This window comes from Streptococcus sp. DAT741, from assembly GCF_009866825.1.
GTDB classification, from domain to species: domain Bacteria; phylum Bacillota; class Bacilli; order Lactobacillales; family Streptococcaceae; genus Streptococcus; species Streptococcus ruminantium.
Genome location: NZ_CP019557.1, coordinates 1,364,784 through 1,390,845 on the forward strand (window position 1 = coordinate 1,364,784; position 26,062 = coordinate 1,390,845).

Genomic DNA, 26,062 nt, shown 5'->3' on the forward strand with positions numbered 1-26,062 from the left:
CCAATCAATGTTTATCTCTTCTAATTGCTTGAAACGCATTGACATATTTTTTAGTAACAATACAAAAAAGAGCCCTCAGACTCTTTGAAACACTATTATTTTGATTCTTTAATGAATGTAAACTGCTGATCCATTACCAAAGACTCAGCCTTTTTTACATACTTACTAAAATCACCCGAATCAATGCCTAACTTCCAAAGTTTATTGGCCTTTTCATTGATTGAAGTAGTTTTAATTGAATTAAAGACTGGATCTACAACTCCTTTTAAAATTGGAACCGTCAAGATTCCAGTCTCGGTATTGTATTCTCCATCAATCTCCTTTGCTGCTGCTGTAAATGTGTCCGCAATCTGTTGCTTGATGGCACTGTCCGAAGGTTTTTCTTTATCAATGAGTTGCTTGGCTTCATCTGGTAGAGCATCATATGTCAGACCTTGCTTTTGTAACTCACTCTCTATTGTATTATCCACAACTTTAACAAGCGAATTTTTAAATAATTCAGTGTCTACTTGATAGCTGAGTTTTATACTAGCATTCCCATCATTTACTTCCAAAGACATATCCATGGTTTTTATTAACTGGTCTGGACGGATCCCCAATTCCTTAATTCCAGCAATATCTTCTTCATTGGCATTTGCTATAAGCAAATTCTTTATATTTTCTGTTCTCCAGTTACCGTCTATCGAACGGCTATCTATAAAAACACCAAAACCTACAAGGGCTATTCCAATGAATAGAACAAGCCCCACAACAATCTTTAAAATCTTTTTCATTTTATACCTCCATAGGTCATTGTAACACATTTTAAGTTTTTTTCATACACTAAAATTCAGAAAAAACAATAATACATATATGCCATTCTATACCACCCAAAATTTCAAAAAAGTCTGGAACTTGATGGAATTTTTTGGGGGAAAGAAGTTTGGACAGGCAAGTAAAGAAAGATTGATACACAGAGGATCAGAGCATAGAATGACCCTTGAAAATTTACTCATTTTGAGACATTCTACAATGATGCAATTTTTCATTAAAATCTTAGCAACCTTATTATGTCAAATGCTTCTGTTTTTCGCTTTTGAATGCAAAGAAAAAAGATTGAAGAATTTGTCTAAAATGAACTTTTCTTCAATCTAAACTCCTTGAAAACATTGGTGTTTCAAGGGTTTCTGTATTATTCCTAATCTCCCCTGCAGGAATCGAACCTGCAACTAATTCTTAGGAGGAATTTGTTATATCCATTTAACTAAGGGAAGTCTGCTTCTCTGCCTTCTATTTTAACTCAGAAAACGGTAGAATGCAAGAGTAGGATCAATCTTTTACATACTGACGGTATTTTTCCATCTTCCCTTTAAACAGTTCCCCATTACTTGGAGCTGTGTAGGAAACTGCATTAGCACCAGCCTCAATAACCCGACGAATAGATTCTTCCGTTGGTCCACCTGTGGCAATAATGGGAAAATCTGGAAAATCTTCTCGAATTTTCTTCACAACATTGGGGGTCTCTAGACCACAAGAAATATTTAAAATATCCACTCCAGCCTTGATACGCGATACTAAGTCAGATTTTTCAGAAACAACTGTGTAAATAATAGGAATATCCACAACCTTATTGATTTCCTCAATTGTTTGAACATCTGTTGGACCATTGACAACAACTGCGTAAGCTCCCTCCGATTCAGAAAATAAACTCATATTGGCCGAACGTTTTCCAGTAGTCAAACCTCCACCGACACCTGCCAGCACTGGAACAGAGGCAACTAGCATTATACTCTTGATAATTGTAGGACTGGGTGTAAATGGGTAAACTGCTAGGATGGCATCTGCATTATGATTAGCAATGATTGATACATCTGTTGTAAACAAGACCGAACGAATCCGACGGCCATAAATCCGAATACCACTGCATTCTTTAATAACTTCAGGCATTTGAACAATATCTTGTCGCAAATCCGATAAAACCGATGGAATGAATTGTTGGCTCATGCACAGCCTCCTTTATGCTGAATATACTACAGTATAACATATTGTTTAACGGAAAACTATCTTTACATTTGTAGTATCTATGCTTATTTTTTATCTGCTCTAGAATGACTTCTATGTTGGGGATAATAAAACAGCCATCTAATCCGAATTGAGCCTGACCTATGAACTGCTCAAAAACTCTCTACACCTTGACTGCGCGGAGAGCCAATACCATCTGAATCAGTCTAGAACCAAGACCTGTGTAACTTATGAAGTCAAAATAACCTAAAAGCCCAGAAAAAAGATAACCTGCCTTGACATCGGGCAGGTTATCTTTTTTCTGGCCGCTTTTGACGACCTTTGTATCCTATCTTAGCGACGGATTTCTTTGATACGCGCAGCTTTACCTTGCAATGCACGTAAGTAGTACAATTTAGCACGACGTACTTTACCGTAACGTACTACTTCAATCTTATCAACACGTGGAGTGTGAATTGGGAATGTACGCTCGACACCTACACCACCAGAGATTTTACGTACAGTGTACATTTCTGAGATACCTTGACCTTTGCGAGAGATAACTACACCCTCGAAAATCTGGATACGCTCACGGTTACCTTCGACAACCTTAGCATGAACACGCACAGTGTCACCAGGACGGAATGAAGGGATGTCAGTACGAAGTTGACCTTCTGTCAAACTTTGGATCAATGGATTCATGTTTTTCTCCTATCTTTGTCAATCATAGGTGCTTTTAAACCCAGCGGATAAACTGTATTTTTGTGCGTCCATTACACACGAGATATATTATACCTCAAGTATCCACTCTGTGTAAAGTACTTTGGTGCTTTTTTCTTTTTATTTTGTCTAAAGAAAAGCTATTGGTTCTCTTTGCGTCTCACTGATACTGCCATACCAAGTGACACCAAGCCACCTAGACTGATAAGGAAGGAGGTCAACTCTGCCTGACCTGTTTTTGGAAGAGCTTGTTTTCCTGTTGCTTTTTTAGCCATTTTTTGATCTGTCTTGGCAGTTATTCCTCCAGTTTGGTTCTTATCTCCTTGCGACTTGCTCTTATCATCCATCTTTTCTTCATTTGAGATGTTCGCCTTTGATGAATTGTCTTGATTCGTAGAGCTACTGCTATCTGGTTTTTCACCTACTTTTGGATCTTCCACATACTGTTTTACAAAAGTTTTTCTACCCATGATTGCAGCACTTATACTCTGCCCTGCATTTTTCAAATCATTCAAATATTCGATAAAGACTTCTGTATCTGGGTTAATTGCACCAATCAGTTTTGCATCTTTGAAGATAGAAAAACCATCACCGCCTCCTAGAAGAAAGTCGTTGATAACAACTGTGTAAGTCTTTGCTGGGTCAATCTCTGTGCCATCCTCTTTAAAAGCCTTAGCAACCTTATAAGGATTGTCTGCTGTTGGGTTATCTGCCACAGTGTAAATATATTTGAGACCTGATAATTGCAAGAAGTACTTTTCACCTTCATCATATTGCTGGTTCAAGGCTGTATAAATCTGCTCTCCAGTCATTTGGACGATTTGTAGGATATTACCAAACGGTTGAACAGCCTGAGCTGCTCCCCACGTAACAGAACCATCGGCTTGAACCTTCAAATCAGCACGGATACCACCATCATTCGTCATTGCAAAATCAACATCATAACCTGATTTTTTAGCAATGGCTAACTGAGCTGTTGTTACTAAATTTCCCACAGCACTTTCTTTAAATTCATTAACTTCGCGTGAAATATCTGTTGCTTGGCTGGCAGTTCCAATCTTTTGTTCTGTAACCTGTTTAACGATTACATTAGCCTCATCCACAATAGCCTGAATTTCTGGATTTGGTGCTTTTTTCCCTGGAGCTACTGCAACAACTTTTGCAGTTGGAACAGCTTTGAAATCAGCAATGTCTGTATCATAAATCGCACGTACATCTGCATAGGCCTTACCTTGTGAGGTTGCCTGAACAATCAAGGTCTTTCCAGTCGTACCATTGGTATGTACATGGTTGTGCCCTGCAAAAACAACATCGACAGAGTTTTCAGGATAAATCCGATTTAATTTTTCAATCATATCTGCTGATTCACCAGCAGCTACACCATCCTTACTCGTAGCTGGAACATGGGCCAACACTACAATGGCCTTTACTCCTTCTTTATCTGTCAATTCTCGTGCATATTTTGCAATGGTCTCTGCCTCGTCCAGGAATGTATACTGTTCATAATTCTTCTTCAGAACAAGATTTGGGATTTCCGTTGTTACTACACCAATAAAACCGATTTTAGCTTCCTTATCATTTATAGGGACAGTTTTAATAGCGTATGGTTTCCAACCATAAGGAATTTCACCTGTTTTCTTATCGACAACATTAGCAATAACCATTTCTTGGGTCGCCGCTTCACGTTTGTAGTTGTCAACAATCGGGTTAAACTTACCAGGTTCTGGTGCCTGACCTGTCATGATACGATTATATTCCTCAAGGCCTTCGTCAAACTCATGATTACCGAGTGTACCGTAGTCAATCTTCATTTTGTTCAATACTTTAACAGTCGGTTCATCCTGCAAGAGTGCTGAGTTAGACGGACTTGCTCCAACCATATCACCAGCTTGAACACGAATAGATTCTGCAGGCATTTGTTTTTCAGCGGTCTCAGCTTTAAATTCTGTTTCAGCATCATCCATATAGGTACCTAAAAGCGCTGCTGTGCCCGCATTGCGAACTGTTTCACCCTCAAGGCGTGCTGTTCCTGTCGTATCAAGCGCACCATGGAAGTCATTTACACCTATCAATTGGACAGCTAGTTCGTCTGCTAAAGCAGTTTGTGTCGCCATCATACTAAAGCCAGCCACAAGAGCCAAAATACTGCTCTTTAATCTAATATTCTTTTTCATAAGAAAAGTAATACTCCTTTTGTTTTTCGTCGTATTGACACAATCTATAATAATCCTTTTCTTATTATTTTTCAATATAAAATCAGTCGTTTAGGACAAAAACACAAAAAACATTCGTCTTTCACTCGTTTTACATGATGTTACAGAAAACATTTCATACATTTTCTCTTTTATTGCGAAGGTTTTGCTCAAATCCATCTTCCCAATTACAGAGCCATTTGGGAAGATTTGTCAAGGACATAAACAAAATTTCTTTGACAAATTTATATCTTCTCTGTTTCTCTTTTGATTAACTTTAGTATTTTATCCTTGTATGTTTCCCCTGTACCTTGCTTAAAATGTAGGTTTACAGTATATTTTGTCTTTCCAATATCCATTATTAACTGTTTATGTTGTGGTTCTTTTATTACTCTTTTTTCTTCTTCCATAAGTCCTCCTTTCCGTTTTTAGAAAAAGAAAAAAACAGTAAACCGATTTGATGATTTACTGTTTCGTAAGTTGCTGTGTTATCGTTTCTATTTAATTATTTCATTTCGTCAAACTGGGATTTGTCATCAAACCAGCACTCCCGTTGTTCGTCTTTTCAACACAATAAAGCTTATGGCACAAATACTAATATACACTATAGCAAACAATACAACATGAGCAATGCCGATAGGGTATGGAGCAATCCACCCTTGTTTGAAAAGTGCGATAGAAATTGCACCCGTAACCATAGAAAAAGGCATGAACAAGAACCCGCTGAGATTAAGCCAGTTAACAGCAAAAGCCGGCCTTGCTGCAGAGAGTGACCGCCCGATAAAGTATCCAGCAATTCCAACGGCCTGAATAATCATTGAACCCCATATGGTATCTATGGTTTGCGTTTCATGCCAGCCTGAAAAAGCACTAAATAATCCAATCGCAACAAATGCTGTTGATGCGATATATAGTATCTTGCTTGTTAGCTCAGAGCTTTTCTGCTCTTTATCTGCAACTGGTTCAATTCCTTTTAGAATGTAATCGGTTGTAACTCCGAAGTAATCGCTCATGGTAATTATTTTTTCCAAATCCGGCAAGCTTTGTTCGTTTTCCCATTTTGAAACCGCCTGCCGAGATACTCCAACCTTGTCTGCAAGTTCTTCCTGTGAGATTCCGTTTGTTTTTCTCAAATACTCTATTCTGTCTGCCATGTTCATAACGCACACTCCTTTCTTTTATGGTTTAGTTATATCAAATCAATCGGTTGCATGGCTACCAAGCCGCCTTGGAAATATGTCAACCAACAGTTGCAATGCTGTTTTTTTGTTAAGTCAATATAAATAACCTATCCTACAAAATCTAATTTGTTTCACTCAATATTGTTATTATACCATTTTTCTATATCAGCTCTCTGTAGTACTTGACAATTGCCTATGAAATTAAAATATACATCAACTTGTTGTTTTCTATCTTTTCCCTTTCTTCGTTTCTTGGTTTTGTAATCAAGGCATACTATTCTACCAAGTGCAGTGTATCTCATATATCCTCTTTTTTCTAAGATATAACCTGCTGTGGTCAGTATCAAAAAATACGGATCTTCTATACCTTTTTCTTGGAGCTGTAGTTATTTTCGGGATAATGTATTTCTGCATATTTCGCTAGCTACTTGAAGCAACTTAAAAACTCTTCCTTATCAGGAAGAGATGATACTGTTCATATAACAACTATTGACTTTATTCCCAACTCTCGTCAATTGAAAGAATTAGTTTCTTCGGGAACTTAGGTCTCACGGACTTTCTTAACTAAAAGTCCTCTCACAGAAATACCGTGATATGATAAAAAGATTACTTACCAGTTGCTACTTGATAAAGTTGACCAACTTTGTTCCAATTGATAATTTCAAAGAAGGCCTTAATATAGTTTGGACGAACATTACGATAGTTGAGATAGTATGCATGTTCCCAAACATCAAGCGCTAAAATCGGTTTTAAACCTTGCATGATTGGTGTGTCTTGATTAGCTGTCGAGATGACTTCCAACTTGCCTTCGCTGTTAACAACCAAGAAAGCCCAACCTGAACCGAAACGCGTCGTAGCAGCCGTTGTGAATGCTTCTTTGAAAGCATCAAATGAACCAAATGTTTCATCAATATCTGCTGCCAATTCTGCTGGAATTTCTGTTTTTTCCGGTGAAAGCAATTCCCAGAACAAGGCATGATTGAGGTGGCCGCCACCATTGTTAATCAAGGCTTGACGAATATCTACAGGCAGAGCATTAACATCTGAAAGGAGGGCTTCTAGGTCTTCACCAATTTCAGGATGTTTTTCAAGCGCTGCGTTGGCATTTGCCACATAAGTTGCATGGTGCTTGCCATGGTGCAAGGACATTGTTTCCGCATCAATATACGGCTCCAAAGCATCGTATGCATAGGGTAGGTTTGGTAAACTGATTGCCATAATCTCATTCTCCTATTAAAATTGATAAGTCCATTTTACTCCAACATGGAATCCTTTTCAATTTATTTGTCCGAAACCATCTATACTAGTGTCCTTCTAGGTTGTAGCAATCTTTAGTAAGGCTAAATCAAACAGGTATTCCTTATCAAACTGACCTGTCTTCATTTGGAAATCTGTCTCAATCAAAAGTTTGATAGCTTTTTTTAAAAAGCCAATTGATAAGTGACGAGAGTCACGTAGAGCATATTTTACCTGAAATGGATTGACCTTTCGTCCCATAATCTCGGATAATTCTGCCACAATCTGCTGTTCTCCACGTCCTTGTGCCTGCAAGATTTGAACCTGTAAATAGGTGCGAAACTGTGTCAACATAATAGCGATGAGTTTGATTTCTTCCTCCCCTTGTAAACGCAAATCACGTACTAAATTGCGTGCTTGATCCATTTTTGATTGCAGTACAAGCTGGGTTAGATCAAAAATATTATCCTGCAAAGTCTTAGGAATCGCTGCATCAATATCGGCTAGAAAAATAGGTTCTTGCCCCTTATAAGACTGTAAAAAAGCTAGGTTCTTACTGACTTCTGCAAAATCAAAATTGGATTTTCCCAAGAGATAGTGAAAAACATCCGCATCCATCTGCAAGCCTATACGACAAACTTCTTTCTGGAAATAATGTTTTAAATCAGCCTCTTTCAAAGGATTGGCTTCTAAAATCAAACCATCTCGCTTTAGAAGTTTGACTAGACGGCGCTTGCTGTCCAACTTTCCTGGTGCTAAAATGACCAGACGAGTTGTCTCAACAGGATTTTCCAAATAGGCCTCAAACTGCTTAAGCTCATCATCTGTCAAATAGCGTTTTTTATCTGTTGTCATATCAGAAAAGTAGTCCAGAATAACTACTTTTTCATCTGAGAAGAAAGGAAGAGAAACCAAATCCAAGTCCACTTGACGATACTCTGCCTCTGACATATCAAAGTAAGCAAAGCCTAAATCTGCTGTACTAAAGTCAATTTGTCTTAGCAAAAGTTCCTTTGCAATTTGATACTGTCCGACATCTTCACCACATAAAACGGTCAACAACCCCAAATTTTCTCTTTTTACCTGTTCAATCTGTCCAATTACTGTCATGCTGTCCTCTGTTTCTTCTTCCATTGTATCATAAAAAGATGGATGACTCAAAATGTGATAATGCCTCAAAATCTTGCAAACAGCATAGAGTCCAGTAGGATAAAGTCTATTGAATAATCACCATCTCTTTTATTAGACCTTTATCAACATTGTCCAATTCTTAGGAAATCATACCTTTGTCACTTGCTCATGAGCTATTTAGAACCTATCGACTTTGGGCATTTCAATGGTACAGAAAGATTGCCACTGATACACTCAGTTACTCCACCAACTCTTCAAATTCCACCAAGTATCCTGAAAGGAGTCTCTAACTGTATCTATCCATGTTTTATTATTTTCCTCTTCAATAGAACGTTTAAACAAGCCTTCAGCATATTCCTTTTCCTTTGTTTCTTGTTCTTTTTGGAGATGCTCAGTTTGTTTCTTTTCACTTTCGTATACTAGCTTACCAAAATAAAAATTCCCATCATCTGCAAAGCTCAGCGTAACAATATCTTCTTCTGTTAGCGATTTTTCCAGTTGAACTGTGTAATTCCCGCTGCCATCTGCGCGATTCCCGCTAACCTTCCATTCTCTATCTTGACAATCCGAATAAATTTTTTTATCCGTATACGTACACTTTAACTTAAACTCTTTATCTGCGACCTTTATTTTTTCTCCATTAACACTTGTATATACATAACCATGTGGCTCCAATTTTACCTGAATAGAATTGGAACCTACATTAAAAGGAACCACCGTAACTCCTGGTACACTCTGCTGTCCTTTAGTTTTAAATGGTACTGTATCGGCCTTGATACCGGTAAATGATAAAGAACCAATAACGCAAACACCTACAGTAATCAATATTTTCTTAAATTTAATCATGCCTCTTCCCTCAGAATATCTAAACTAGATTAGCATATACCAATTCCATTAAAAATTCAACAAAAAACTCCATTGAATAGACACGCGCATATTATAAAAACTAGAGTTGCTGATGGAGTATGGCTATCTCACATACCATTTTCACTCATCTCACCGTTTCAATTGACCAACTTCGCCAACCTCTAAAGCGAATAGCTCCTTGCCGGTCTGTCCGATAGATTTGCATATTCTTCTGTTCAAAACGCTCCAAGGTTTCTTGATGGGGATGCTTGTAGCGATTTTTCTCGCCAGCCGAGATTAAGGCAATCTTAGCTCCAATATGGTCTAAAAATTCAGGATAAGAAGAACCTTTTGAACCATGGTGTCCGGCTTTTAGAACATCAACTGACAATTTGGGATAGGTTTTTATCAGCTCTAATTCCCCCTCCTCCAGATCACCCGTAAACAGAAAATTGATTCCAAGGAGCCGTCCATAGAGGACAATAGAATCATTGTTGCTACCATCACCCGATCGGCTCGGATAGAGCACTTCCAAATAGGAATCAACGATCGGTAGGCGATCACCCACCTGCACCACATGAACAGGTACATTGATTTTTTTCAAGGTGGTTACAAAGCTAGGGACTGTCAAACTACCTGAAGACACATAGATTTTTCCGATCTTAAAATTCTTAGCTACTTCCAGAACATCGCCCACATGGTCAGTATCGGTGTGCGTCAACACCAGACTGTCAATCTTGTCCACACCTCGACTATGTAGATAAGGAATCAAGGTCCTCTCTGCATTAGCCTGACGGGATCGCGCCTTCCAGCCTTCCTTAACCGTAAAATCCACCCGTCCACCAACGTCAATTAGAACCGTACGCCCCTGCATATCTCGCAAAAAGATACTATCTCCCTGTCCGATATCTACCACAGTTACTTCATTTTCTAATGGATGTTTTGTAATGAAAAATAGCAGAGTAAGGAGCAAACTCAGTCCTAACAGCCATTTTTTCTGTCTATGAAAATCGTAAAGCATGAAAAATCCCAGTAACAAGACTAACAAGATGAAGTCAGACGGTTTCCCTAGTATCAAAGGTCGAAAACCCAAATCCGATACCCAAATAATCATTTTCTCCATCAAAACAAAGAAAGAATTGACCCAAGTAATCTTGACCAAAGGAGATAAAATAAAAATTACAGATAGACTCGGTAAAAGCAATACATCAAAAACAAAGGAAAAGAAGAAGGTTAGTAGAATAGATAGAGGCTGAAAAGCGAAAAAATAGGTCATCAGAATTGGCAGAATCCCCAGAGAAATACTCAGACTTTCCACTACAACCTTTTTGATTTGCTTCAAATCCTCAAAATCAAAGACTGTCAACAAAAAAGCATAGGTAAATGTCAAGACACCTCCAACTGTCAGGAGAAAACGAGGCTGCACCAAGAAACAAATAAAGAGTGTTGCAGCAAAATTATCCAGCTTCCGAAGCCCCAGGTTGCTCAAAATTTTCTGAATCAAAGACCGGACGACTGATACAGAAAAGCCTGTCAAACCAGCATAGACCAAAGAAAAGGGGACTTGTAATTGATCAACTGTCTCCTTTGTCAAGCCTAAACGCAGTAAAATCCAGCGAAACTTATCAATGAAAAAACCTACCTGCATTCCTGATAGAGCAAAGAGATGGATAATCCCCAGACTGGAGTAAAGGGCGCTCATCTGATCAAAGTCACTGTCCAACTCTCCAAAAAGCAACCCTGTCATGTAATGGCTCATGGGGGAAGGAAAATTAGATTTGATGAAAACCAAGGCTTTTCTCCGCCAAATTGACAACCAATCCATAGGGTTCCAAGAGTGAATAGGTACAATCTTATTGATAGTCGTTATGGTGAGGATTCGATAGATTCCCTGTGTTTTTAAATAGGCTTGATAATCAAAACCATTGAAATTCCGCTGACCTGATGGGAGACTCGTCTCTGCCTTCACCTCCACCTGAACAAGAGCTGTTAGCTTTTGGAAATACTCCTGTTCTTTCTGACTAGTTAGCTTATAGAAACCTTGATAAATCTGACCATCAGTCCTAGCACGGAAAGATAACTGATCGCCATTGATATTTATAGTATCCGGCACAATCTCTACAGCAGTCACTTGCTTTGAAACAGCCTGCTCTTCCTGTTTCCATTTGAGCTTTTGGCAGCCGAAGAATAGACCGCATAAGACTAGAAGCGGCAGCATTTTAAAAAAAGTAAGTTTCCCCTGACGCCGCCAATAGATTACCAATAATAATATCAGAAGGCTCATTGTCAACATCGAAAAACGGTGAACCGTAAAGTAGGTCACGACCGCCAAAATGGCTAGATGTATAGGCTGACAGGGGAGCTTATCCAACCGTAACATAGGAGCGGATACTTTCTAGGGTCTTGTCACCAATGCCAGAAACATTGCTGAGATCGTCCACCGACTTGAAGGAACCATTGGCTTCACGATAAGCAATAATATCCGCTGCTCGCTTAGCACCGATGCCTGAAATGGTCTGTAAGTCCGCCACCGTAGCTGTATTCAGATTAACTAGACCAGATTTATTTCCCTCTTGAGACAGGGCTGAGCTAGTTGAAGAATTGGGAACTACCGAAATATTCTCACCCTGACTAGCCACATAGACGACTGTTTCATCAGTCAGCTTTTGTGCTAGATTGATAGATTTTTGATCTGCTTGACTAGTGAAACCGCCCGCTGCGGCAATAGCATCATTGATACGGGCACCAGTCTCTAAGGTGTAAAGACCGGGATTTATCACTGCACCCTTGACATCCACCACTAGTTTGCTGTTTTTCTCGCTAGCTTCTGTCGAGGTCTCTTCTATCACTTCTTGACTGGAGCTGATTTGTTCTGTCTGTGAAAACTTGGTCAATCCTGTCTGGTCAACTGGCTGAGCTGACTGTCTAAAAAGAAGAAAACTCGCCACCACCACTACTGCTATCACAGGCAGACCAACTTGCCACTTGTATTCTTTAATGCATTCAATAACTTTTTCCATAAAATTACCTCCACTTAAATCATTCGGAAAAAGAAATGAAAAAACCCGCATTTTGCGAGTTCTGTGCAATAACATATCTTTCTCTCACTTATCCAACTGTGTGCTTGGTTGCCAGAAAAAGCTTGCAAGATAGCTAAAAGCATAGGTCAACCCCAAGATAAGTGCCACCAGCAAAAGGACTGGAAGTCGGTAAATGTATGTAAAGATAGTTGGTCTTTTCTTTGTCTGGAAAGATGCTGCAAGTTCCTCTATGCGCTTGAACTCCGTTTCAATCCGACGGGTTACTTCTGCTGTGCCTTCATCATCCATCCGCCTAATATCGGACACATCAATCGGATTCCCAAAAGCCACATCAATCCGCTCGCCAGCAAGTAACCCCTTAATTGTCATCGGACCAACATAGGTAGCAGGCATAAGCTTAACCTTAGCAGATTTCGCAATAACAGCCACTCCCCCCTTGAGTTCGGATGAATGACGACTACCTGATGGAAACATCACTAAGGAACGATCGCTCTTTTTTAGCATATTCACAGGATACTTGATAGCTGCCATACCGGGATTATCACGATCAATCGGAAAGGCTCCACATTTGCTAATCCACCAGCCAAAACCACGGTCCTTAAATAACTCTTTTTTAGCCATGAAAATAAATTGCTTGGGTGCTGCAGCATAGCCTAGAAAAACCGGATCCCAAAAAGTTTTATGAGGAGCAATTAGAATATAGTTTTCCTCTTGTGGCAAAATTTTGTCCCTATCATGATAATGAATGTTACCATTGATTGCCCAAAGTAAAAAAGTTAATAAGGTTCTTAGATACGAATAAAACATTTTCTTCTCCTTTTCAGTTCTTTCCATTATAGCATAAATAGGGTAAGTTCGACATTTCTAAGATGACATGCAAAAGGAAAAAACAGACTCACCATTTTTTTATTCATGGATATTACTAATGTGGAGTACCCCCATCATCTTTCTGTGTATTTACTTGTCAAATACCTTTGATAGGTTTACAATAGAGGCATGATTAAAATTGAACGTGTATTGGACATTTTGAAAACAGATGGCAATTTTCGCCATGTTAGCTATAATCAGGAAGCTTTCAAAATATGGAAAGGGATTTCATTTAATGCCCTTAGCTATGACAGTCGAACGGTCACCTCAGATACCCTTTTCTTTGCTAAGGGTTTGTCCTTCAAAAAAGAATTTTTGGAAGGAGCTATTGCGGCTGGTTTAACCTTTTATGTGTCTGAAATTGACTACGAAGTAGGTATTCCTGCTATTCTAGTAGGGGACATCAAGCAGGCAATGAGTCTGGTGGCGATGGACTTCTATGAAAACCCTCAGAACCAGCTCAAACTTTTAGCATTCACTGGTACTAAAGGAAAAACGACCGCAGCTTATTTTGCCTTCAATATCCTCAAACAACATCACAAGCCTGCTATGCTTTCGACCATGAACACCACTCTGGACGGCGTGAACTTTTTCAAATCGACATTGACCACTCCGGAAAGTCTAGATCTCTTTGCCATGATGGCAGAAGCCGTAAAAAATGGCATGACCCATCTGATTATGGAGGTATCCAGTCAGGCTTATCTCGTGAAGCGAGTCTATGGTCTAACCTTTGATGTCGGGGTCTTTCTCAACATCAGCCCTGACCATATCGGGCCGATTGAGCACCCAACCTTTGAGGACTACTTTTACCATAAGCGGCTTTTAATGGACAATAGTAAAGCAGTCGTTGTAAATGCCGGCATGGATCATTTTGAGGTCGTAAAAGACCAAGTCTCTTCTAAAGACCATGATGTTTATGGACCCGCTTCTGCAAATGAAATCATTCAATCTGCTGGCTTTGACTTCACTGCTACTGGCAAATTAGCAGGCCATTATGATATACAACTCATTGGTAGATTCAACCAAGAAAATGCCATCGCAGCTGGACTAGCTTGCCTACGACTGGGAGCCAATCTCAAAGATATTCACACAGGGATTGCTCAAACAAGTGTACCGGGTCGCATGGAGGTCCTAACTCAGAAAAATGGAGCCAAGGTTTTCGTGGATTATGCCCATAACGGTGATAGTGTGAAGAAATTGATTGATGTCGTCTTAGAACATCAAACAGGCAAAGTCATCTTGATACTAGGTGCACCTGGAAACAAGGGAGAAAGTCGTCGAAAAGATTTTGGGCTCTTGCTCAATGATTATCCACAAGTAGATAGTATATTAACAGCAGACGATCCCAACAGAGAAGATCCCGCAGTTATTGCTGAACAAATTCGTTCTTACATGACACGGCCAAGCAGCTTTATCCTAGATCGCGAAGAAGCTATTCGCTTTGCTATGACTCAAACCGTATCTCCGCAGGATGCAGTTATCATCGCTGGAAAAGGGGCAGATGCCTACCAAATCGTTAACGACAAGCGTGAAGAATATGCTGGTGACTTAGAAATTGCTAAAAAATATTTATAATTCCTTAACCATTGTTTCAAAGAACAATGGTTTTTTATAATCATTATTATTAAATTAAAATTTTCAGAAAAATCTTTGTCTCACAAAATTTTTATGGTATACTATTGATCGAAACGTATTGAAAATCATAGTCTGCTTATTCTACCAAGCAATAGAAAAGTTTTTTTCAAAAATAGAACGGGAACTTTCGTACCTTAACGCAATCAATTCTATCTGAAAAAAATTATTTCTTCGTATCAATTGTTTATTTCATCCAGAGCCTTACACCTTTGTGTCTAGCCGACTGTGATCAATTTCCTATTTTATACGGATATACGGATTTTTACGCTCTTTGTATCCTTAGAAAGGAGAGAACTTTGTGTCTTCTATTCAAGCTGAAGCTATCCAAGTAGCTTATGACAATCGAACAATCATTGATAGTTTGTCAGCCACTATTCCGACAGGAAAAATAACCACGATTATCGGTGCTAATGGTTGCGGAAAATCAACCTTGCTCAAAGCATTGACAAGGATTCTCCCTGTGAAAAAAGGAGCTGTCTATCTGGATGGGCATGTCATTGCTCAACTTCCTACCAAAGAGGTAGCCAAAAAACTAGCCCTTCTACCTCAAATATTAGAAGCAACAGAAGAAATTTCTGTCTATGAGCTAGTTTCTTACGGTCGTTTTCCTCATCAAAACGGGTTGGGGCATCTTTCTGATCAAGATAGAGAAAAAATCAATTGGGCGATGGAAGTGACCCAAATCACTCCCTATGCCCGACTACCTGTCAATGATTTGTCCGGTGGACAAAGGCAACGGGTTTGGATTGCTATGGCCTTGGCTCAAGATACTGATACTATCTTTCTTGACGAACCCACTACTTATCTAGATCTTAATCATCAGTTGGAAGTGTTGGAACTCCTGAGAGATCTCAATCAAACACGACAGAAAACGATCGTCATGGTTCTCCATGATGTCAATTTATCAGCTCGTTTTTCAGACTATATGATTGCTATGAAAGACGGAACGATTTATCGCCATGGTTCTGTTTCCGATGTTATGACAGCAGATATTCTTGGGGAAATATTTAAGATTGAAGCCCAATTGATACAAGATCCAAAACAACGGTATCCTATTTTACTAACTTATGATTTAAAATACAATTAAGGAGAAAATATGAAAAAGATTTTAACCTATTTTAGTTTGTTTGTAACCCTTATTTTCTTAACAGCCTGCTCGACTGCACAAAACTCAGATAAAGTCGAATTGTCTAGCATGCCAAAGATTGAAGGTATTACCTATCACGGGAATATTCCAAAAAATCCAAAGAAGGTTGTCAATTTTGCCTATTCTTATACAGGCTACCTGTTACAATTAGGAATTGATGTATCAAGTTATAGCTTAGATTTGGAAAAAAATAGTCCTGCCTTTGGTGAACAGCTCAAAAAAGCTGTTCGACTAACTGCTGCGGATACCGAGGCTATTGCTGCACAAAAACCAGATTTAATTCTTGTTTTCTCAGGCAATGAGAACCTGAAGACCTTGAAAGAAATTGCTCCTGTCATTGAAATTACCTATGGAAAGAGTGATTATCTGAAAATGTTGACTGATATAGGTCAAATTTTTGACAAGGAAAAAGAAGCCCAGACTTGGTTGGATCAATGGAATAAAAAGGTAGCCTCTGCCAAGAATGAACTCAGTGGCCTGATTGATCCAAAAACAACCTTTACAGTCATGGATTTCTATGATAAAAATATCTATCTCTATGGCAATAACTTTGGTCGTGGTGGAGAACTCGTTTATAAAGCACTTGGTTTTGCTGCACCTACTAAGGTGCAAGAAGATATTATCAACAAAGATGGTTGGTTTGGCGTGTCGCAAGAAGCCTTACCAAACTATATCGGAGACTATGCTCTTGTCAATGTCAATGATAAGACCAGAGAGGCCGCAGCTTCTCTCAAGGAAAGTGATATTTGGAAGAAACTACCTGCGGTGCAAGCCGGTCATGTCATTGAGATCGATTACAATCTCTTCTACTTCTCAGATCCTATGTCACTTGATATGCAAATAGGGGCATTTGTTACAGCCATCAAAGAAGCGAAGTAAAAAGGAATTGTACAATGAAGCAAGAAGAATATCTTCTTTATCACTCAACAAAGCCAAAGAAAATTTGGCTTGTTTTTTTCATCATTAGCTCACTGTTTCTGGTGGGAGCTTACTGCGGTTTACGGTTTGGTACTGTCTCTTACAGTCACGACCAACTGATGGAGGTTCTCCAAAACCCTATGACTGATTCCAATATCCAAGATGTCATTGTGGAGCTACGAATGCCGAGAATATTGGCTGCCATTTTGGTCGGAGCAGCCATGGCTCAGGCAGGAGCAATGATGCAAGGAATCACTCGCAACGCTATTGCTGATCCTGGTTTGCTGGGAATCAACGCAGGAGCAGGTCTAGCTCTTATCATTGCCTATGCTATCATGGGAAGTCTGCATTATAGCCAGATTTTATTCATTTGCTTATTAGGATCATTCCTAGCAGCTGTCTTAGTTTTTGGTCTCTCTTATCAGGCTCAAAAAGGCTATAATCAGTTGCGTCTAATCCTCTCTGGGGCTATGGTAGCAAGCCTCTTTTCAGCAATTGGACAAGCCATCACCATTTATTTTGATCTGTCTACTGCAGTTATCGGCTGGCAAGCAGGAGGATTGGTTCAAGTCAATTGGAAAATGTTAACAATTATCGCTCCTTTCATCATCTTGGGACTAATTTTAGCTCAGCTTTTTTCCCATCAGTTGACGATTCTTAGCCTCAATGAAACCGTTGCAAAGACTCTGGGACAGCGAACTCTGTTGATAACGTTTGTCTTACTGGGCATTGTGTTGCTACTGTCAGCCGCTGCAGTAGCTCTGGTAGGAGCACTTTCCTTTATTGGTCTTATTATCCCACATTTTATACGGATGTTTACAGGAAAGAACTATCAACTTCTACTACCTTTGACTGCACTTGCAGGAGCTGGCTTTCTTATCTGGGTAGACCTCATCTGCCGCTCTATCAACCCTCCTGTTGAAACTCCCATCAGCGCTGTTATTAGTATCATCGGTCTACCTTGCTTTCTATGGTTAATCCGAAAGGGGAAACACTTATGATGAGAAAAAAATATCTTCTAAGAGCTTTCTCTCTCCTTATAGCCCTACTTCTGGTCGGCTGCCTAGTTTCTCTGTCTATCGGCTATGCCAATTCATCTTTTTCAGATATTTTAGATGCAATAACTGGACGAGCAAATTCTTCTACTTTACTTATTATTAGCCGGATTCGCTTTCCTCGCATTTTAGCTTCCATAATTGGCGGTTCTTCTTTAGCCTTGGCTGGCTTGCTCCTGCAAACCCTAACTCGTAATCCTCTAGCAGATTCAGGTATTTTGGGTATCAATACCGGAGCTGGGTTAGTTGTAGCTATTCTGGTGGGTATGTCTTCAAAAATAAGTCCTATCTTTCTAGCCTTTACTCCTTTATTTGCCATGTTTGGTGGTGGGTTAACTATTTTTCTAGTCTACTGGATTGCTCGTAAAAAGTTCTACGGTATCCAACCAACAAGTTTGATTATCACAGGAGTGGGGATCTCAAGTATGTTGGCAGGTATCATGGTCAGTATTATCAGCCGGCTAGATGACTTTAAGATGAAGTATATTGTTCAATGGCTGAGTGGCAGGGTTAACGGTGGGGACTGGGCAACGCTAGCTACCTATTCTCCACTTCTAATTTTGGTTTGGTTATTAGCCTTTAGTCGGAGTCGCCCACTCAACATTATGAACCTCAATGATCAGACAGCTATGGCTTTAGGCCTACATCTTCAAAGGGAAAGGCTCATAACTTTAAGTTTGGCTACTGCTCTGGCAGCCCTTAGTGTGATCCTGGTTGGAAATATCACTTTTGTTGGTCTCATCGCTGGTCATATCACTCGCTATTGGCTAGGTAACGATCACCGCATAACCATTCCAGCCAGCATGCTGACAGGTAGCCTCATTCTACTTCTAGCAGATACAATTGGGCGCGTCCTTCTAGTCGGAACAGACATTCCAACTGGCTTGGTTGTCACTGCTATCGGTGCTCCTTATTTCCTTTGGTTATTAAAAAACATGACTAGGTCATCCTAGCCATGTTTTTTTATATCTTATGCAGTTCTTTATCTAGCTCTACTTTTTCATTCCATTTCTTTGCAATAAAATCCTACATTGATATGGTAAATTTAAAATATAGCTTGACATTTAAATCAAAGAAAATAACTTCTATATTGTTTGCATGTACAAAAAATGGCAAGCGATAAGACGACTGCTATACGCAGTACGTACCACTTGCTTTTTTTATACAAATTGATCTAGAGGATATTATTTCAAAAATTGCTCTACCTTTCCCTTATATTTGGCCCACTCAGGAGTCAAAAAGGCCTTGTTTATATGGTAGTGAACAGGTGGCTGTTTCTCGGTGAGGAAGGGATTGATGTAACGGTCAAGCTCGAGCCAACCTCGCCAACCAATATGAATCGTATCCTGCATGAAATAATCCACATTCCCCTGCTCCGACAAATCAGCAATATGATTGAAACCCTGGCTAGTTAATTGGTGCTTAATCTTAGCTACCGTTGCCTGGTACATATCCTTATTCAGGCCTGTATAGTTCATCCAACGCCCGTTGACAGGGGGAATGACAAACAACACATTCGTCCTATGCTTTGCAAATTCATTCAAGACCAACTGGAGATCATTATACTCCGGAGACTGTAAATAAGATAGTTTAGTCTGTGAGTGCTTAAACTTTTGTATTCTTGATTTCAAACGATTCTTATAAAAAGTATCATCAATTTGAAAATCATTGGATTGAGTCGCACGTCTTCCTTCACTATTAGCCACATCCACTAAACGATCATAGGAAAATGTCTTGGGAAGTTTCGCAGCCTTACTCTTGACCAGCTCAAGATTACTGCCTGTATCAGGAAAGCGACTAAATAAGGCATCCTGCCTATCTAAAAAATAACCTTGCCATTGTAGCTGCAACCGATCAAAGTCTGTTAGCTTTTCTTTATTCGCTACCTTTTGAAGCATATGAGTCAGGCTGCAACTAGATTTGAGCTCTAAGAAGCGTTTAGCTGCATATTGTTCATAGTCATCGCCTACATTTGTTTGTAAAAAGGAAATCGCTTGATCGCTACTAAAATATTGTTCAAAGGCGTCTGAACCTTCTCCCCTACGCGAAAACCACTGCGGAGAAATGATATAGATTGCCTGACTGTCTTTCAGGTGAGATCTCATCTGCTGCATACCAAAGTATTGGGTAAGAGAGGATGCCCCTCGCTGACCCAGCAAATAAGGAGTATAGCTCCGCTGGTAGGCACTTGCTAAAACTGACGGATGCATGCTATCAAACCGCAACCATTCGCTTGATCCAAAAAAGGGAACGAAACGGTGCTCCGGATTACTCAAAGCTCTATTTTTCTTGTGTCTGCTTTTAAAACTGATACTGGACAAAGCAACTGCATCCTTCTTCTCCTCTTCAATAGTAGAACGATAGGAATTTGGGAAAAATAATACGACAACCACTACTAAAAGGTGCGCGCAAAAGATTGGCCCTAAAATATGCCACAACCGCTTATGCATGCATTAACTCCGTCACACCAGCGATAATTTTATTAGCTGTATTCCAGTCTTCACGACCAAATTCTGAAACAGGGACAACGATATTAAATTGATTTTCCAACTCAACGATTAACTCAACAGTTCCCATACTGTCCAAGACACCTGCATCAAACAGATCCTCGTCCATCATATCAGACACATCCTCCATAAATAAGTCTTCAATCATTCCCAAAACTGTTTCTTTTACATCCATTTTAAAATACCTTTCATTACTGAGTGCCCTAGGTGACACTGCTTATTTAAACCATAATTTATTTAAAAATCCTGAAAAAATTAAGAAGGAGAACATCACCGCATGGAAAGTAATGACCATCCCAGCCAAAGCTGTCCAACGATTATCTGGAAGGGGAGGCTGTCCTGCTTTTTTCCTTGCTAGATTCACCGATTTTTTCTTGCGTAACCAAGCGTCATTGATCATTAAACCGATGGCATGAAAAAGACCATAGGCAACATAGTACCATGTCACGCCATGCCATAAGCCCATCAAGAGCATATTAACAAGATAGGCGACATTGGATACTGTATTTCGATTTTGAAAAATCTTATTCTTCAACAGGGTCTTCACCAGGCGCATAAAGACAAAATCACGAAACCAGAAAGACAGACTCATGTGCCAACGATTCCAAAATTCCTTGAGGTCACGAGATTTAAAGGGATGGTCAAAATTGATCGGACAACGGATTCCCATAAGGTTGGAAATCCCTAGTGCAAAGAAGGAATATCCAGCAAAATCAAAGAATAATTCAAGACCATAAAGATACATCACTCCTAGGGTAGGCAGATTGAACCAACCTCCTTGACCTAGCGCCACACCTTTCAAAGGATCAAGCAAAACCTGTCTAATAAAATAAGCTAGAATAAACTTATAAAAGAATCCCATCATGATAGAATGAATAGCCTTGTCCAGCATATTCAGTAACTCATCTCTCTCAGGAATCTGCTCATAATCTTCTGTAAACCTTCTGTAACGATCAATTGGACCGCTAGAGAATGTCGGCATAAAAAGTAGGAAACGGAGAAAGCTGACCAAACTAAAGTTTGCTAATAATCCATCCCTCATCTCCATTATCATTCCAACAGACCGAAAAGTCAGGTAAGAAATCCCTAAAAATCCAAAAAGTGAGGCAGGCTGATTGATGGTCGGTGCCAATTTCACCCAGGACAAGGGCAGAACAGCAAGAAACACCACCAGATAGAAGACCCAACCTTGATTGGCCCGTTGACGATAATACTTGTAAATAAAAACTAAAACCGTTTGCCAAAGAATATAGATAAACAAAGACAGTAACTGTTCTGTCTTACTACCTGTGAACATCAAGATAATAAAAATCAGACTGACTAGCCCCTCATACCAAGGAAAACGTTTCTTGAAGAAAAGACCTACAAAAATTGGCGCAAGGGCTAAAATTAGATAAATAAAATACAAAGGATTTCCATAGGGTTCTAAGCGTGGTAAAGCTTTAAAAAACTCCATCATTGGGCATTTACCTCACTGATCAATCCCTTAATATCAATCTTACCATTGGCGGTCAGTGGTAGACTATCACGGTAGATAAACTTAGATGGCATCATGTAATCCATCATTCGATCTGTCAACTCCCGCTTAATAGCCTTAGTCAACTCCAATTCCCTAGAAAACTGCTCCATAACCCCAGCTTTGGGAACCACATAGGCCAAGAGATTTTGTACTTTATGATCTGCGTTATAGCGTGGCACTGCCACTGCAGCCTCAACTAGACTGGATTTGTTCAGATGTTGACCCACTTCCTCTAGCTCAATACGATAGCCATTGTACTTGATTTGAAAGTCCATACGCCCACCATAGAGCAAGAGTCCCTCGTCTGTCATCATCCCCAAATCACCAGTATGATAAGCCTGAAACCCTTCAAATTTGAAAAAGGCAGCCTCTGTCCGCTCTGGATTGTTTAAATAACCTTTTGACACAGCTGGACCGGATACAATAATCTCTCCCTGCTGTCCATTCGGCACTACTTTACCGTCCTCTCCCAAAATAAAAGTCGGCGAGTCTGGTTTGGTATAACCAATCGGTAGACGTTTGCAGGTAGCTAACATTTCATTAGTAATAGAAACTGCCGATAAGGCGACTGTAGCCTCGGTAGGACCATAGGCATTGACAATAACGGCATTTGGAAAACGTTCGCGGAGCTTCTGAGCAGTTTTTACTGTCAATTCCTCACCATCAAAATAAAAATGCGTCAACTCTGGCAGATGCTGACTATCAAACTCACGAGACAGCAAAGCCATGTCCACAAATGACGGCGTTGAGGTCCAAATCTTAAATGGTAAGGCTTGGATCGTTTCAAACAAGGTCTTAAAATCTAAGGTCAATTCCTTTGGAAGGGCAAATAAGGTCCCACCCATAGCAAGAGTCGGTGCCCAATACATGACTGACAAATCAAATGAATAAGGCGGCTGAGCTAGCATTTGTGGCCGTTCCGGCACTGCAAACTCCTTATCTGTTACCATCCAGTTAGTAAAGCTAAGGAGATTACGATGGGAAATCTGCACTCCCTTAGGCTTTCCAGTCGTTCCAGATGTAAAGATGATATAGTAAACCTCATCTCCTTCTACGGGATGAGTCAAGCGGTAAGGTGCTTTATTCTGAACTATCTCTTTCAATTCAGACAAACCAACGACCGGCAAACTAGTCTCCATAGGAAAATTGGACACTGCAAATACCATACTGGGCTCTGCTATTTCTATAATCGCTTCAATCCTATCGAGAGCTGAGTGACTATCCACAGGTATATAGGGATGACCTGCCTTTGTCAAGCCGACAAAAGTAGCCAACATATGGTATTCTTGACCACCAAAGACGATAACAGGAGATTTTGGCGGCAAGTCTAAACCATCGATATAAGCTGCTAAGGAATCGGAATCTGCCTTCAAATCTCCATAGCTATAAGTTTGCCCCAGATAATGATAAACAGGATAGTCAGGGGTTTCTTGGGCAAAATACTCTATTCTTTCTAACATACTTTGAATCATTTTATACTCTTCCTTCTCCTTTAAAATTCATTATAGATAAAACTACCCTGTCCTATATCCAAATAGCTGTATAAATACAAGAGCACCAATAATATAAAAAAATAGAACAACATCCTACCAACAAATATCAAAACTGGATGTTTGGTTATTACATTTTCCATCATTATAAACAAACTCTTCCCTTTTTTCTGTATTGCCATAGTACTACAACAATGTCAAAAAAACAAGTAAAAGATAGAGGTAAAAAACAGAAAAGACTGAACTAAGGAGTCCAGTCTCACATCCTTTAAGTGAATAGAAACACCAAAATTTTCCCCTATGAAGAAAAATCCATCTCACTTTCTTTTTAATCAAACTTACTAGCTGCGTCTTCATCAATAATTAGAACCACATCTTCGTGCTTTTGAAGAATACTAGCTGGAACCTCTTCAGTTACAGGTCCCTCCACGGTCGCCTTAATTGCGCCAGCTTTTTCAGAACCATAGGCCATAAGGACAATGGTTTTAGCTGCCATGATATTAGCAATTCCCATAGAAATCGCTTGTTTTGGTACCTCATCTGCTGTTTGAAAGAAGCGACTATTAGCTTCAATAGTGGATGGTGCTAAATCAACTAAATGTGTTTGTCCATCAAATGAAGCGCCTGGTTCGTTAAAACCGATATGCCCATTGCGACCAATCCCCAAAATCTGGAAATCAACCGGATTTTCTGACAAGATTTGATTGTAACGCGCGGCTTCTGCTGCTACATCCTCTGCCAGTCCATTGGGCAAATAAGACTGCTTGAAGGGCTTGGCATTGAATAAATTTTCCTTCATGAAGTGGACATAGGATTGGTCACTGTTCTCATCTAAACCAACATATTCATCTAAATTCACAGAAGTCACATCTGAAAAATCTAGTTCGGACTCTCGAATCAACCTGTAAAATTCCAATGGACTGGAACCCGTCGCTAACCCCAAAACCTTTGCTCCATTCGCTAATTTTTCTCTCAAGAGGTCTAAAGCAACTATTGCCCCCTCTGCTTGATTTTTTACAATATGAATTTTCATAAAACACCTCTTTTTGGTATAGACCGATTTTCTTATCTTTATTATATGGTATAGACCAATTTTTGTCAAGCACTTATATCCAATAATATATTATAGCAACAAAATACCTCTATCATTGATTCCTAAAAGGAGGAAATATTGTTAAAAGCTTTCCTCATCCTTCATCTATTTGTGATATAATATACTTATGACAGATGCGCTTTTTTATTTATTTTTTATCGGTATTCTTCTCTGCCTTGCTGGCTATTTTATCCCAAAATCAAGGGTTCTAAAATTTATCTTCTACCTTGCCGGTAGCCTATTAGTGGTGTTTCCTTTTGCCCTATTGATTTACTTGACCTACATTTTACTATGATCCAAGGAGAGAATATGAATACTGCAGATTTTGATTTTGAATTACCCGAAGAACTGATTGCTCAAGTGCCTCTTGAAAAACGCGACAGTTCTAGACTATTGATTTTAAATCGTGAACACAAGAGCATGGTTGATAGTCATTTTGATCATATTATCGATCAGCTCAATCCAGGTGATGCTCTCGTCATGAACAATACTCGTGTCCTACCTGCCCGCCTTTATGGTTATAAGCCTGAAACGAATGGTCATGTAGAGCTTTTACTGTTAAAAAATATCCACGGTGATCAGTGGGAAGTACTTGCAAAACCAGCTAAACGCTTAAAAATTGGTGCTACTATCGCTTTTGGAGATGGTCGTTTGACAGCCACTATCGTGGAAGAATTAGAGCACGGTGGACGAATTGTTGAATTTTCCTACGATGGCATTTTCCTTGAAGTTTTAGAAAGTTTGGGCGAAATGCCCTTACCTCCTTATATCCATGAAAAATTGGAAGACCGAGAACGCTATCAGACGGTCTATGCTAAGGAAAATGGTTCAGCCGCAGCGCCAACTGCTGGTCTCCACTTTACTCAAGAACTACTGAAAAAAATTGAGAGAAAGGGAGTGAAACTCGTTTATTTGACCTTACATGTCGGTTTAGGAACATTCCGACCAGTATCTGTGGACAATGTTGAAGAGCACGAGATGCACTCAGAATTTTACAATCTACCTGCAGAAGCCGCTCAAATTCTCAACCAAGTCAAGGATAACGGTAGTCGTATCATTGCGGTCGGTACAACCTCTATCCGTACCTTGGAGACAATTGGAAACAAATTTAACGGCCGCTTGGAAGCTGACTCTGGTTGGACCAATATTTTTATCAAACCAGGCTATACTTTCCAGATTGTCGACGCTTTTTCAACCAATTTCCATCTACCAAAATCCACTCTTGTCATGCTTGTTTCTGCCTTTGCTGGTAGAGAATTTACTCTGGAAGCCTACAAGCATGCTGTCGAAGAAGGCTACCGTTTCTTCAGTTTTGGAGATGCTATGTTTATCCAATAAACATACCTTTATTCTCATTTTCACAACCTATTGTCTTTTGTCTCAGATGGAACATCGATACTTTCGACTCGCTTAACTCCGATTGTATCTATCAGAAGTCTATTCAAAGGTCCTTATAACCAGTCTAAAAATGGGGTATATATTCTACCCAGACCACTAAAACTAA

24 protein-coding genes, 1 tRNA gene and 1 pseudogene are annotated in these 26,062 nt (G+C 39.6%); 6 read left to right on the forward strand and 20 right to left on the reverse strand.

What is annotated here, in order from left to right:
• Positions 1-95: 95 nt before the first annotated feature.
• The 14 genes and pseudogenes from BZG42_RS06435 to BZG42_RS06500 all read right to left on the reverse strand — a co-directional run bounded on the left by BZG42_RS06435 (position 96) and on the right by BZG42_RS06500 (position 13,134).
• Positions 96-773: a hypothetical protein gene (locus BZG42_RS06435; protein ID WP_024532646.1), complete on the reverse strand. Its 678-nt coding sequence runs from the start codon at positions 771-773 to the stop codon at positions 96-98.
• Positions 774-1,181: 408 nt separating this feature from the next.
• Positions 1,182-1,253: transfer RNA gene (locus BZG42_RS06440), tRNA-Arg, on the reverse strand.
• A gap of 55 nt (positions 1,254-1,308) precedes the next feature.
• Positions 1,309-1,983 carry a hydrolase gene (locus tag BZG42_RS06445; RefSeq protein ID WP_024532644.1) on the reverse strand — a complete coding sequence of 225 codons (675 nt, stop codon included), beginning with the start codon at positions 1,981-1,983 and terminating at the stop codon, positions 1,309-1,311.
• A 351-nt stretch (positions 1,984-2,334) separates the two neighbouring features.
• Positions 2,335-2,682 carry a 50S ribosomal protein L19 gene (gene rplS / locus BZG42_RS06450; RefSeq protein ID WP_011921928.1) on the reverse strand — a complete coding sequence of 116 codons (348 nt, stop codon included), beginning with the start codon at positions 2,680-2,682 and terminating at the stop codon, positions 2,335-2,337.
• A 158-nt stretch (positions 2,683-2,840) separates the two neighbouring features.
• Positions 2,841-4,874 (reverse strand): surface-anchored 5'-nucleotidase, encoded by a 2,034-nt coding sequence (locus BZG42_RS06455; protein ID WP_155995980.1) that lies wholly within the window; start codon positions 4,872-4,874, stop codon positions 2,841-2,843.
• A gap of 263 nt (positions 4,875-5,137) precedes the next feature.
• Positions 5,138-5,302, reverse strand: a complete 165-nt coding sequence (locus BZG42_RS06460) for a transposon-encoded TnpW family protein (protein ID WP_006627244.1) — start codon at positions 5,300-5,302, stop codon at positions 5,138-5,140.
• A 126-nt stretch (positions 5,303-5,428) separates the two neighbouring features.
• The gene (locus tag BZG42_RS06465) at positions 5,429-6,052 is read right to left on the reverse strand and encodes a helix-turn-helix domain-containing protein (RefSeq protein ID WP_155995982.1); all 624 of its coding nucleotides are present in this window, start codon (positions 6,050-6,052) and stop codon (positions 5,429-5,431) included.
• A gap of 245 nt (positions 6,053-6,297) precedes the next feature.
• Positions 6,298-6,488, reverse strand: a pseudogene (locus tag BZG42_RS10255) (recombinase family protein); the annotation flags it as partial.
• 191 nt (positions 6,489-6,679) lie between these two features.
• On the reverse strand, positions 6,680-7,291 hold the full coding sequence (gene sodA / locus BZG42_RS06475) for a superoxide dismutase SodA (protein ID WP_024532641.1): 612 nt from the start codon (positions 7,289-7,291) through the stop codon (positions 6,680-6,682).
• A 96-nt stretch (positions 7,292-7,387) separates the two neighbouring features.
• The gene (gene holA / locus BZG42_RS06480) at positions 7,388-8,419 is read right to left on the reverse strand and encodes a DNA polymerase III subunit delta (RefSeq protein WP_120172488.1); all 1,032 of its coding nucleotides are present in this window, start codon (positions 8,417-8,419) and stop codon (positions 7,388-7,390) included.
• 255 nt (positions 8,420-8,674) lie between these two features.
• Positions 8,675-9,286, reverse strand: a complete 612-nt coding sequence (locus BZG42_RS06485; RefSeq protein WP_155995984.1) for a hypothetical protein — start codon at positions 9,284-9,286, stop codon at positions 8,675-8,677.
• A 145-nt stretch (positions 9,287-9,431) separates the two neighbouring features.
• The gene (locus tag BZG42_RS06490) at positions 9,432-11,666 is read right to left on the reverse strand and encodes a DNA internalization-related competence protein ComEC/Rec2 (RefSeq protein ID WP_155995986.1); all 2,235 of its coding nucleotides are present in this window, start codon (positions 11,664-11,666) and stop codon (positions 9,432-9,434) included.
• Complete coding sequence (locus BZG42_RS06495) at positions 11,650-12,306, reverse strand: helix-hairpin-helix domain-containing protein (protein ID WP_024532637.1); 657 nt, start codon at positions 12,304-12,306, stop codon at positions 11,650-11,652. Before BZG42_RS06495 ends, BZG42_RS06490 begins: the two co-directional genes overlap by 17 nt.
• 84 nt (positions 12,307-12,390) lie before the next feature.
• Positions 12,391-13,134: a lysophospholipid acyltransferase family protein gene (locus BZG42_RS06500; protein WP_024532636.1), complete on the reverse strand. Its 744-nt coding sequence runs from the start codon at positions 13,132-13,134 to the stop codon at positions 12,391-12,393.
• A 189-nt stretch (positions 13,135-13,323) separates the two neighbouring features.
• Here BZG42_RS06500 and BZG42_RS06505 point away from each other — a divergent pair, with 189 nt between their 5' ends.
• The 5 genes from BZG42_RS06505 (at position 13,324) to BZG42_RS06525 (ending at position 18,902) form a co-directional block, all read left to right on the forward strand.
• Positions 13,324-14,769: a UDP-N-acetylmuramoyl-L-alanyl-D-glutamate--L-lysine ligase gene (locus BZG42_RS06505; protein WP_155995988.1), complete on the forward strand. Its 1,446-nt coding sequence runs from the start codon at positions 13,324-13,326 to the stop codon at positions 14,767-14,769.
• Between the two features lie 358 nt (positions 14,770-15,127).
• Complete coding sequence (locus BZG42_RS06510; RefSeq protein WP_155995990.1) at positions 15,128-15,916, forward strand: ABC transporter ATP-binding protein; 789 nt, start codon at positions 15,128-15,130, stop codon at positions 15,914-15,916.
• 9 nt (positions 15,917-15,925) lie between these two features.
• A complete protein-coding gene (locus BZG42_RS06515; protein WP_120171917.1) occupies positions 15,926-16,855 on the forward strand; it encodes an ABC transporter substrate-binding protein in 930 nt (309 codons plus the stop codon).
• A gap of 14 nt (positions 16,856-16,869) precedes the next feature.
• On the forward strand, positions 16,870-17,895 hold the full coding sequence (locus BZG42_RS06520) for a FecCD family ABC transporter permease (RefSeq protein ID WP_155995992.1): 1,026 nt from the start codon (positions 16,870-16,872) through the stop codon (positions 17,893-17,895).
• Positions 17,892-18,902: a FecCD family ABC transporter permease gene (locus BZG42_RS06525; RefSeq protein ID WP_155995994.1), complete on the forward strand. Its 1,011-nt coding sequence runs from the start codon at positions 17,892-17,894 to the stop codon at positions 18,900-18,902. The genes BZG42_RS06520 and BZG42_RS06525 overlap by 4 nt, the downstream gene beginning before the upstream one ends.
• A 231-nt stretch (positions 18,903-19,133) precedes the next feature.
• On the opposite strand, the gene dltD is transcribed toward BZG42_RS06525, so the two are convergent.
• The 6 genes from dltD to BZG42_RS06555 all read right to left on the reverse strand — a co-directional run bounded on the left by dltD (position 19,134) and on the right by BZG42_RS06555 (position 24,498).
• Positions 19,134-20,399, reverse strand: a complete 1,266-nt coding sequence (gene dltD, locus BZG42_RS06530) for a D-alanyl-lipoteichoic acid biosynthesis protein DltD (protein WP_155963725.1) — start codon at positions 20,397-20,399, stop codon at positions 19,134-19,136.
• Positions 20,392-20,631: a D-alanine--poly(phosphoribitol) ligase subunit DltC gene (gene dltC / locus BZG42_RS06535; protein WP_024532629.1), complete on the reverse strand. Its 240-nt coding sequence runs from the start codon at positions 20,629-20,631 to the stop codon at positions 20,392-20,394. Before dltC ends, dltD begins: the two co-directional genes overlap by 8 nt.
• 42 nt (positions 20,632-20,673) lie before the next feature.
• Positions 20,674-21,915, reverse strand: coding sequence for a D-alanyl-lipoteichoic acid biosynthesis protein DltB (gene dltB, locus BZG42_RS06540; RefSeq protein ID WP_155962695.1), 1,242 nt, complete (start codon positions 21,913-21,915; stop codon positions 20,674-20,676).
• Complete coding sequence (gene dltA, locus BZG42_RS06545) at positions 21,912-23,447, reverse strand: D-alanine--poly(phosphoribitol) ligase subunit DltA (protein WP_155995996.1); 1,536 nt, start codon at positions 23,445-23,447, stop codon at positions 21,912-21,914. The genes dltB and dltA overlap by 4 nt, the downstream gene beginning before the upstream one ends.
• A gap of 20 nt (positions 23,448-23,467) precedes the next feature.
• Complete coding sequence (locus BZG42_RS06550) at positions 23,468-23,608, reverse strand: teichoic acid D-Ala incorporation-associated protein DltX (protein WP_079276146.1); 141 nt, start codon at positions 23,606-23,608, stop codon at positions 23,468-23,470.
• A gap of 185 nt (positions 23,609-23,793) precedes the next feature.
• Positions 23,794-24,498, reverse strand: coding sequence for a glucosamine-6-phosphate deaminase (locus BZG42_RS06555; protein ID WP_155974162.1), 705 nt, complete (start codon positions 24,496-24,498; stop codon positions 23,794-23,796).
• Between the two features lie 369 nt (positions 24,499-24,867).
• Between BZG42_RS06555 and queA the strand changes: the two genes are divergently transcribed.
• On the forward strand, positions 24,868-25,896 hold the full coding sequence (gene queA / locus BZG42_RS06560) for a tRNA preQ1(34) S-adenosylmethionine ribosyltransferase-isomerase QueA (protein WP_155995998.1): 1,029 nt from the start codon (positions 24,868-24,870) through the stop codon (positions 25,894-25,896).
• Positions 25,897-26,062: the final 166 nt, after the last annotated feature.

Excerpts from the sequence above, each read along its gene's own strand:
- BZG42_RS06435 (WP_024532646.1), bottom strand. The coding sequence starts at position 773 with ATGAAAAAGATTTTAAAGATTGTTGTGGGGCTTGTTCTATTCATTGGA.
- BZG42_RS06445 (WP_024532644.1), bottom strand. The coding sequence starts at position 1,983 with ATGAGCCAACAATTCATTCCATCGGTTTTATCGGATTTGCGACAAGAT.
- rplS (WP_011921928.1), bottom strand. The coding sequence starts at position 2,682 with ATGAATCCATTGATCCAAAGTTTGACAGAAGGTCAACTTCGTACTGAC.
- BZG42_RS06455 (WP_155995980.1), bottom strand. The coding sequence starts at position 4,874 with ATGAAAAAGAATATTAGATTAAAGAGCAGTATTTTGGCTCTTGTGGCT.
- BZG42_RS06460 (WP_006627244.1), bottom strand. The coding sequence starts at position 5,302 with ATGGAAGAAGAAAAAAGAGTAATAAAAGAACCACAACATAAACAGTTA.
- BZG42_RS06465 (WP_155995982.1), bottom strand. The coding sequence starts at position 6,052 with ATGAACATGGCAGACAGAATAGAGTATTTGAGAAAAACAAACGGAATC.
- sodA (WP_024532641.1), bottom strand. The coding sequence starts at position 7,291 with ATGGCAATCAGTTTACCAAACCTACCCTATGCATACGATGCTTTGGAG.
- holA (WP_120172488.1), bottom strand. The coding sequence starts at position 8,419 with ATGACAGTAATTGGACAGATTGAACAGGTAAAAAGAGAAAATTTGGGG.
- BZG42_RS06485 (WP_155995984.1), bottom strand. The coding sequence starts at position 9,286 with ATGATTAAATTTAAGAAAATATTGATTACTGTAGGTGTTTGCGTTATT.
- BZG42_RS06490 (WP_155995986.1), bottom strand. The coding sequence starts at position 11,666 with ATGTTACGGTTGGATAAGCTCCCCTGTCAGCCTATACATCTAGCCATT.
- BZG42_RS06495 (WP_024532637.1), bottom strand. The coding sequence starts at position 12,306 with ATGGAAAAAGTTATTGAATGCATTAAAGAATACAAGTGGCAAGTTGGT.
- BZG42_RS06500 (WP_024532636.1), bottom strand. The coding sequence starts at position 13,134 with ATGTTTTATTCGTATCTAAGAACCTTATTAACTTTTTTACTTTGGGCA.
- BZG42_RS06505 (WP_155995988.1), top strand. The coding sequence starts at position 13,324 with ATGATTAAAATTGAACGTGTATTGGACATTTTGAAAACAGATGGCAAT.
- BZG42_RS06515 (WP_120171917.1), top strand. The coding sequence starts at position 15,926 with ATGAAAAAGATTTTAACCTATTTTAGTTTGTTTGTAACCCTTATTTTC.
- BZG42_RS06520 (WP_155995992.1), top strand. The coding sequence starts at position 16,870 with ATGAAGCAAGAAGAATATCTTCTTTATCACTCAACAAAGCCAAAGAAA.
- BZG42_RS06525 (WP_155995994.1), top strand. The coding sequence starts at position 17,892 with ATGATGAGAAAAAAATATCTTCTAAGAGCTTTCTCTCTCCTTATAGCC.
- dltD (WP_155963725.1), bottom strand. The coding sequence starts at position 20,399 with ATGCATAAGCGGTTGTGGCATATTTTAGGGCCAATCTTTTGCGCGCAC.
- dltC (WP_024532629.1), bottom strand. The coding sequence starts at position 20,631 with ATGGATGTAAAAGAAACAGTTTTGGGAATGATTGAAGACTTATTTATG.
- dltB (WP_155962695.1), bottom strand. The coding sequence starts at position 21,915 with ATGATGGAGTTTTTTAAAGCTTTACCACGCTTAGAACCCTATGGAAAT.
- dltA (WP_155995996.1), bottom strand. The coding sequence starts at position 23,447 with ATGATTCAAAGTATGTTAGAAAGAATAGAGTATTTTGCCCAAGAAACC.
- BZG42_RS06550 (WP_079276146.1), bottom strand. The coding sequence starts at position 23,608 with ATGGAAAATGTAATAACCAAACATCCAGTTTTGATATTTGTTGGTAGG.
- BZG42_RS06555 (WP_155974162.1), bottom strand. The coding sequence starts at position 24,498 with ATGAAAATTCATATTGTAAAAAATCAAGCAGAGGGGGCAATAGTTGCT.
- queA (WP_155995998.1), top strand. The coding sequence starts at position 24,868 with ATGAATACTGCAGATTTTGATTTTGAATTACCCGAAGAACTGATTGCT.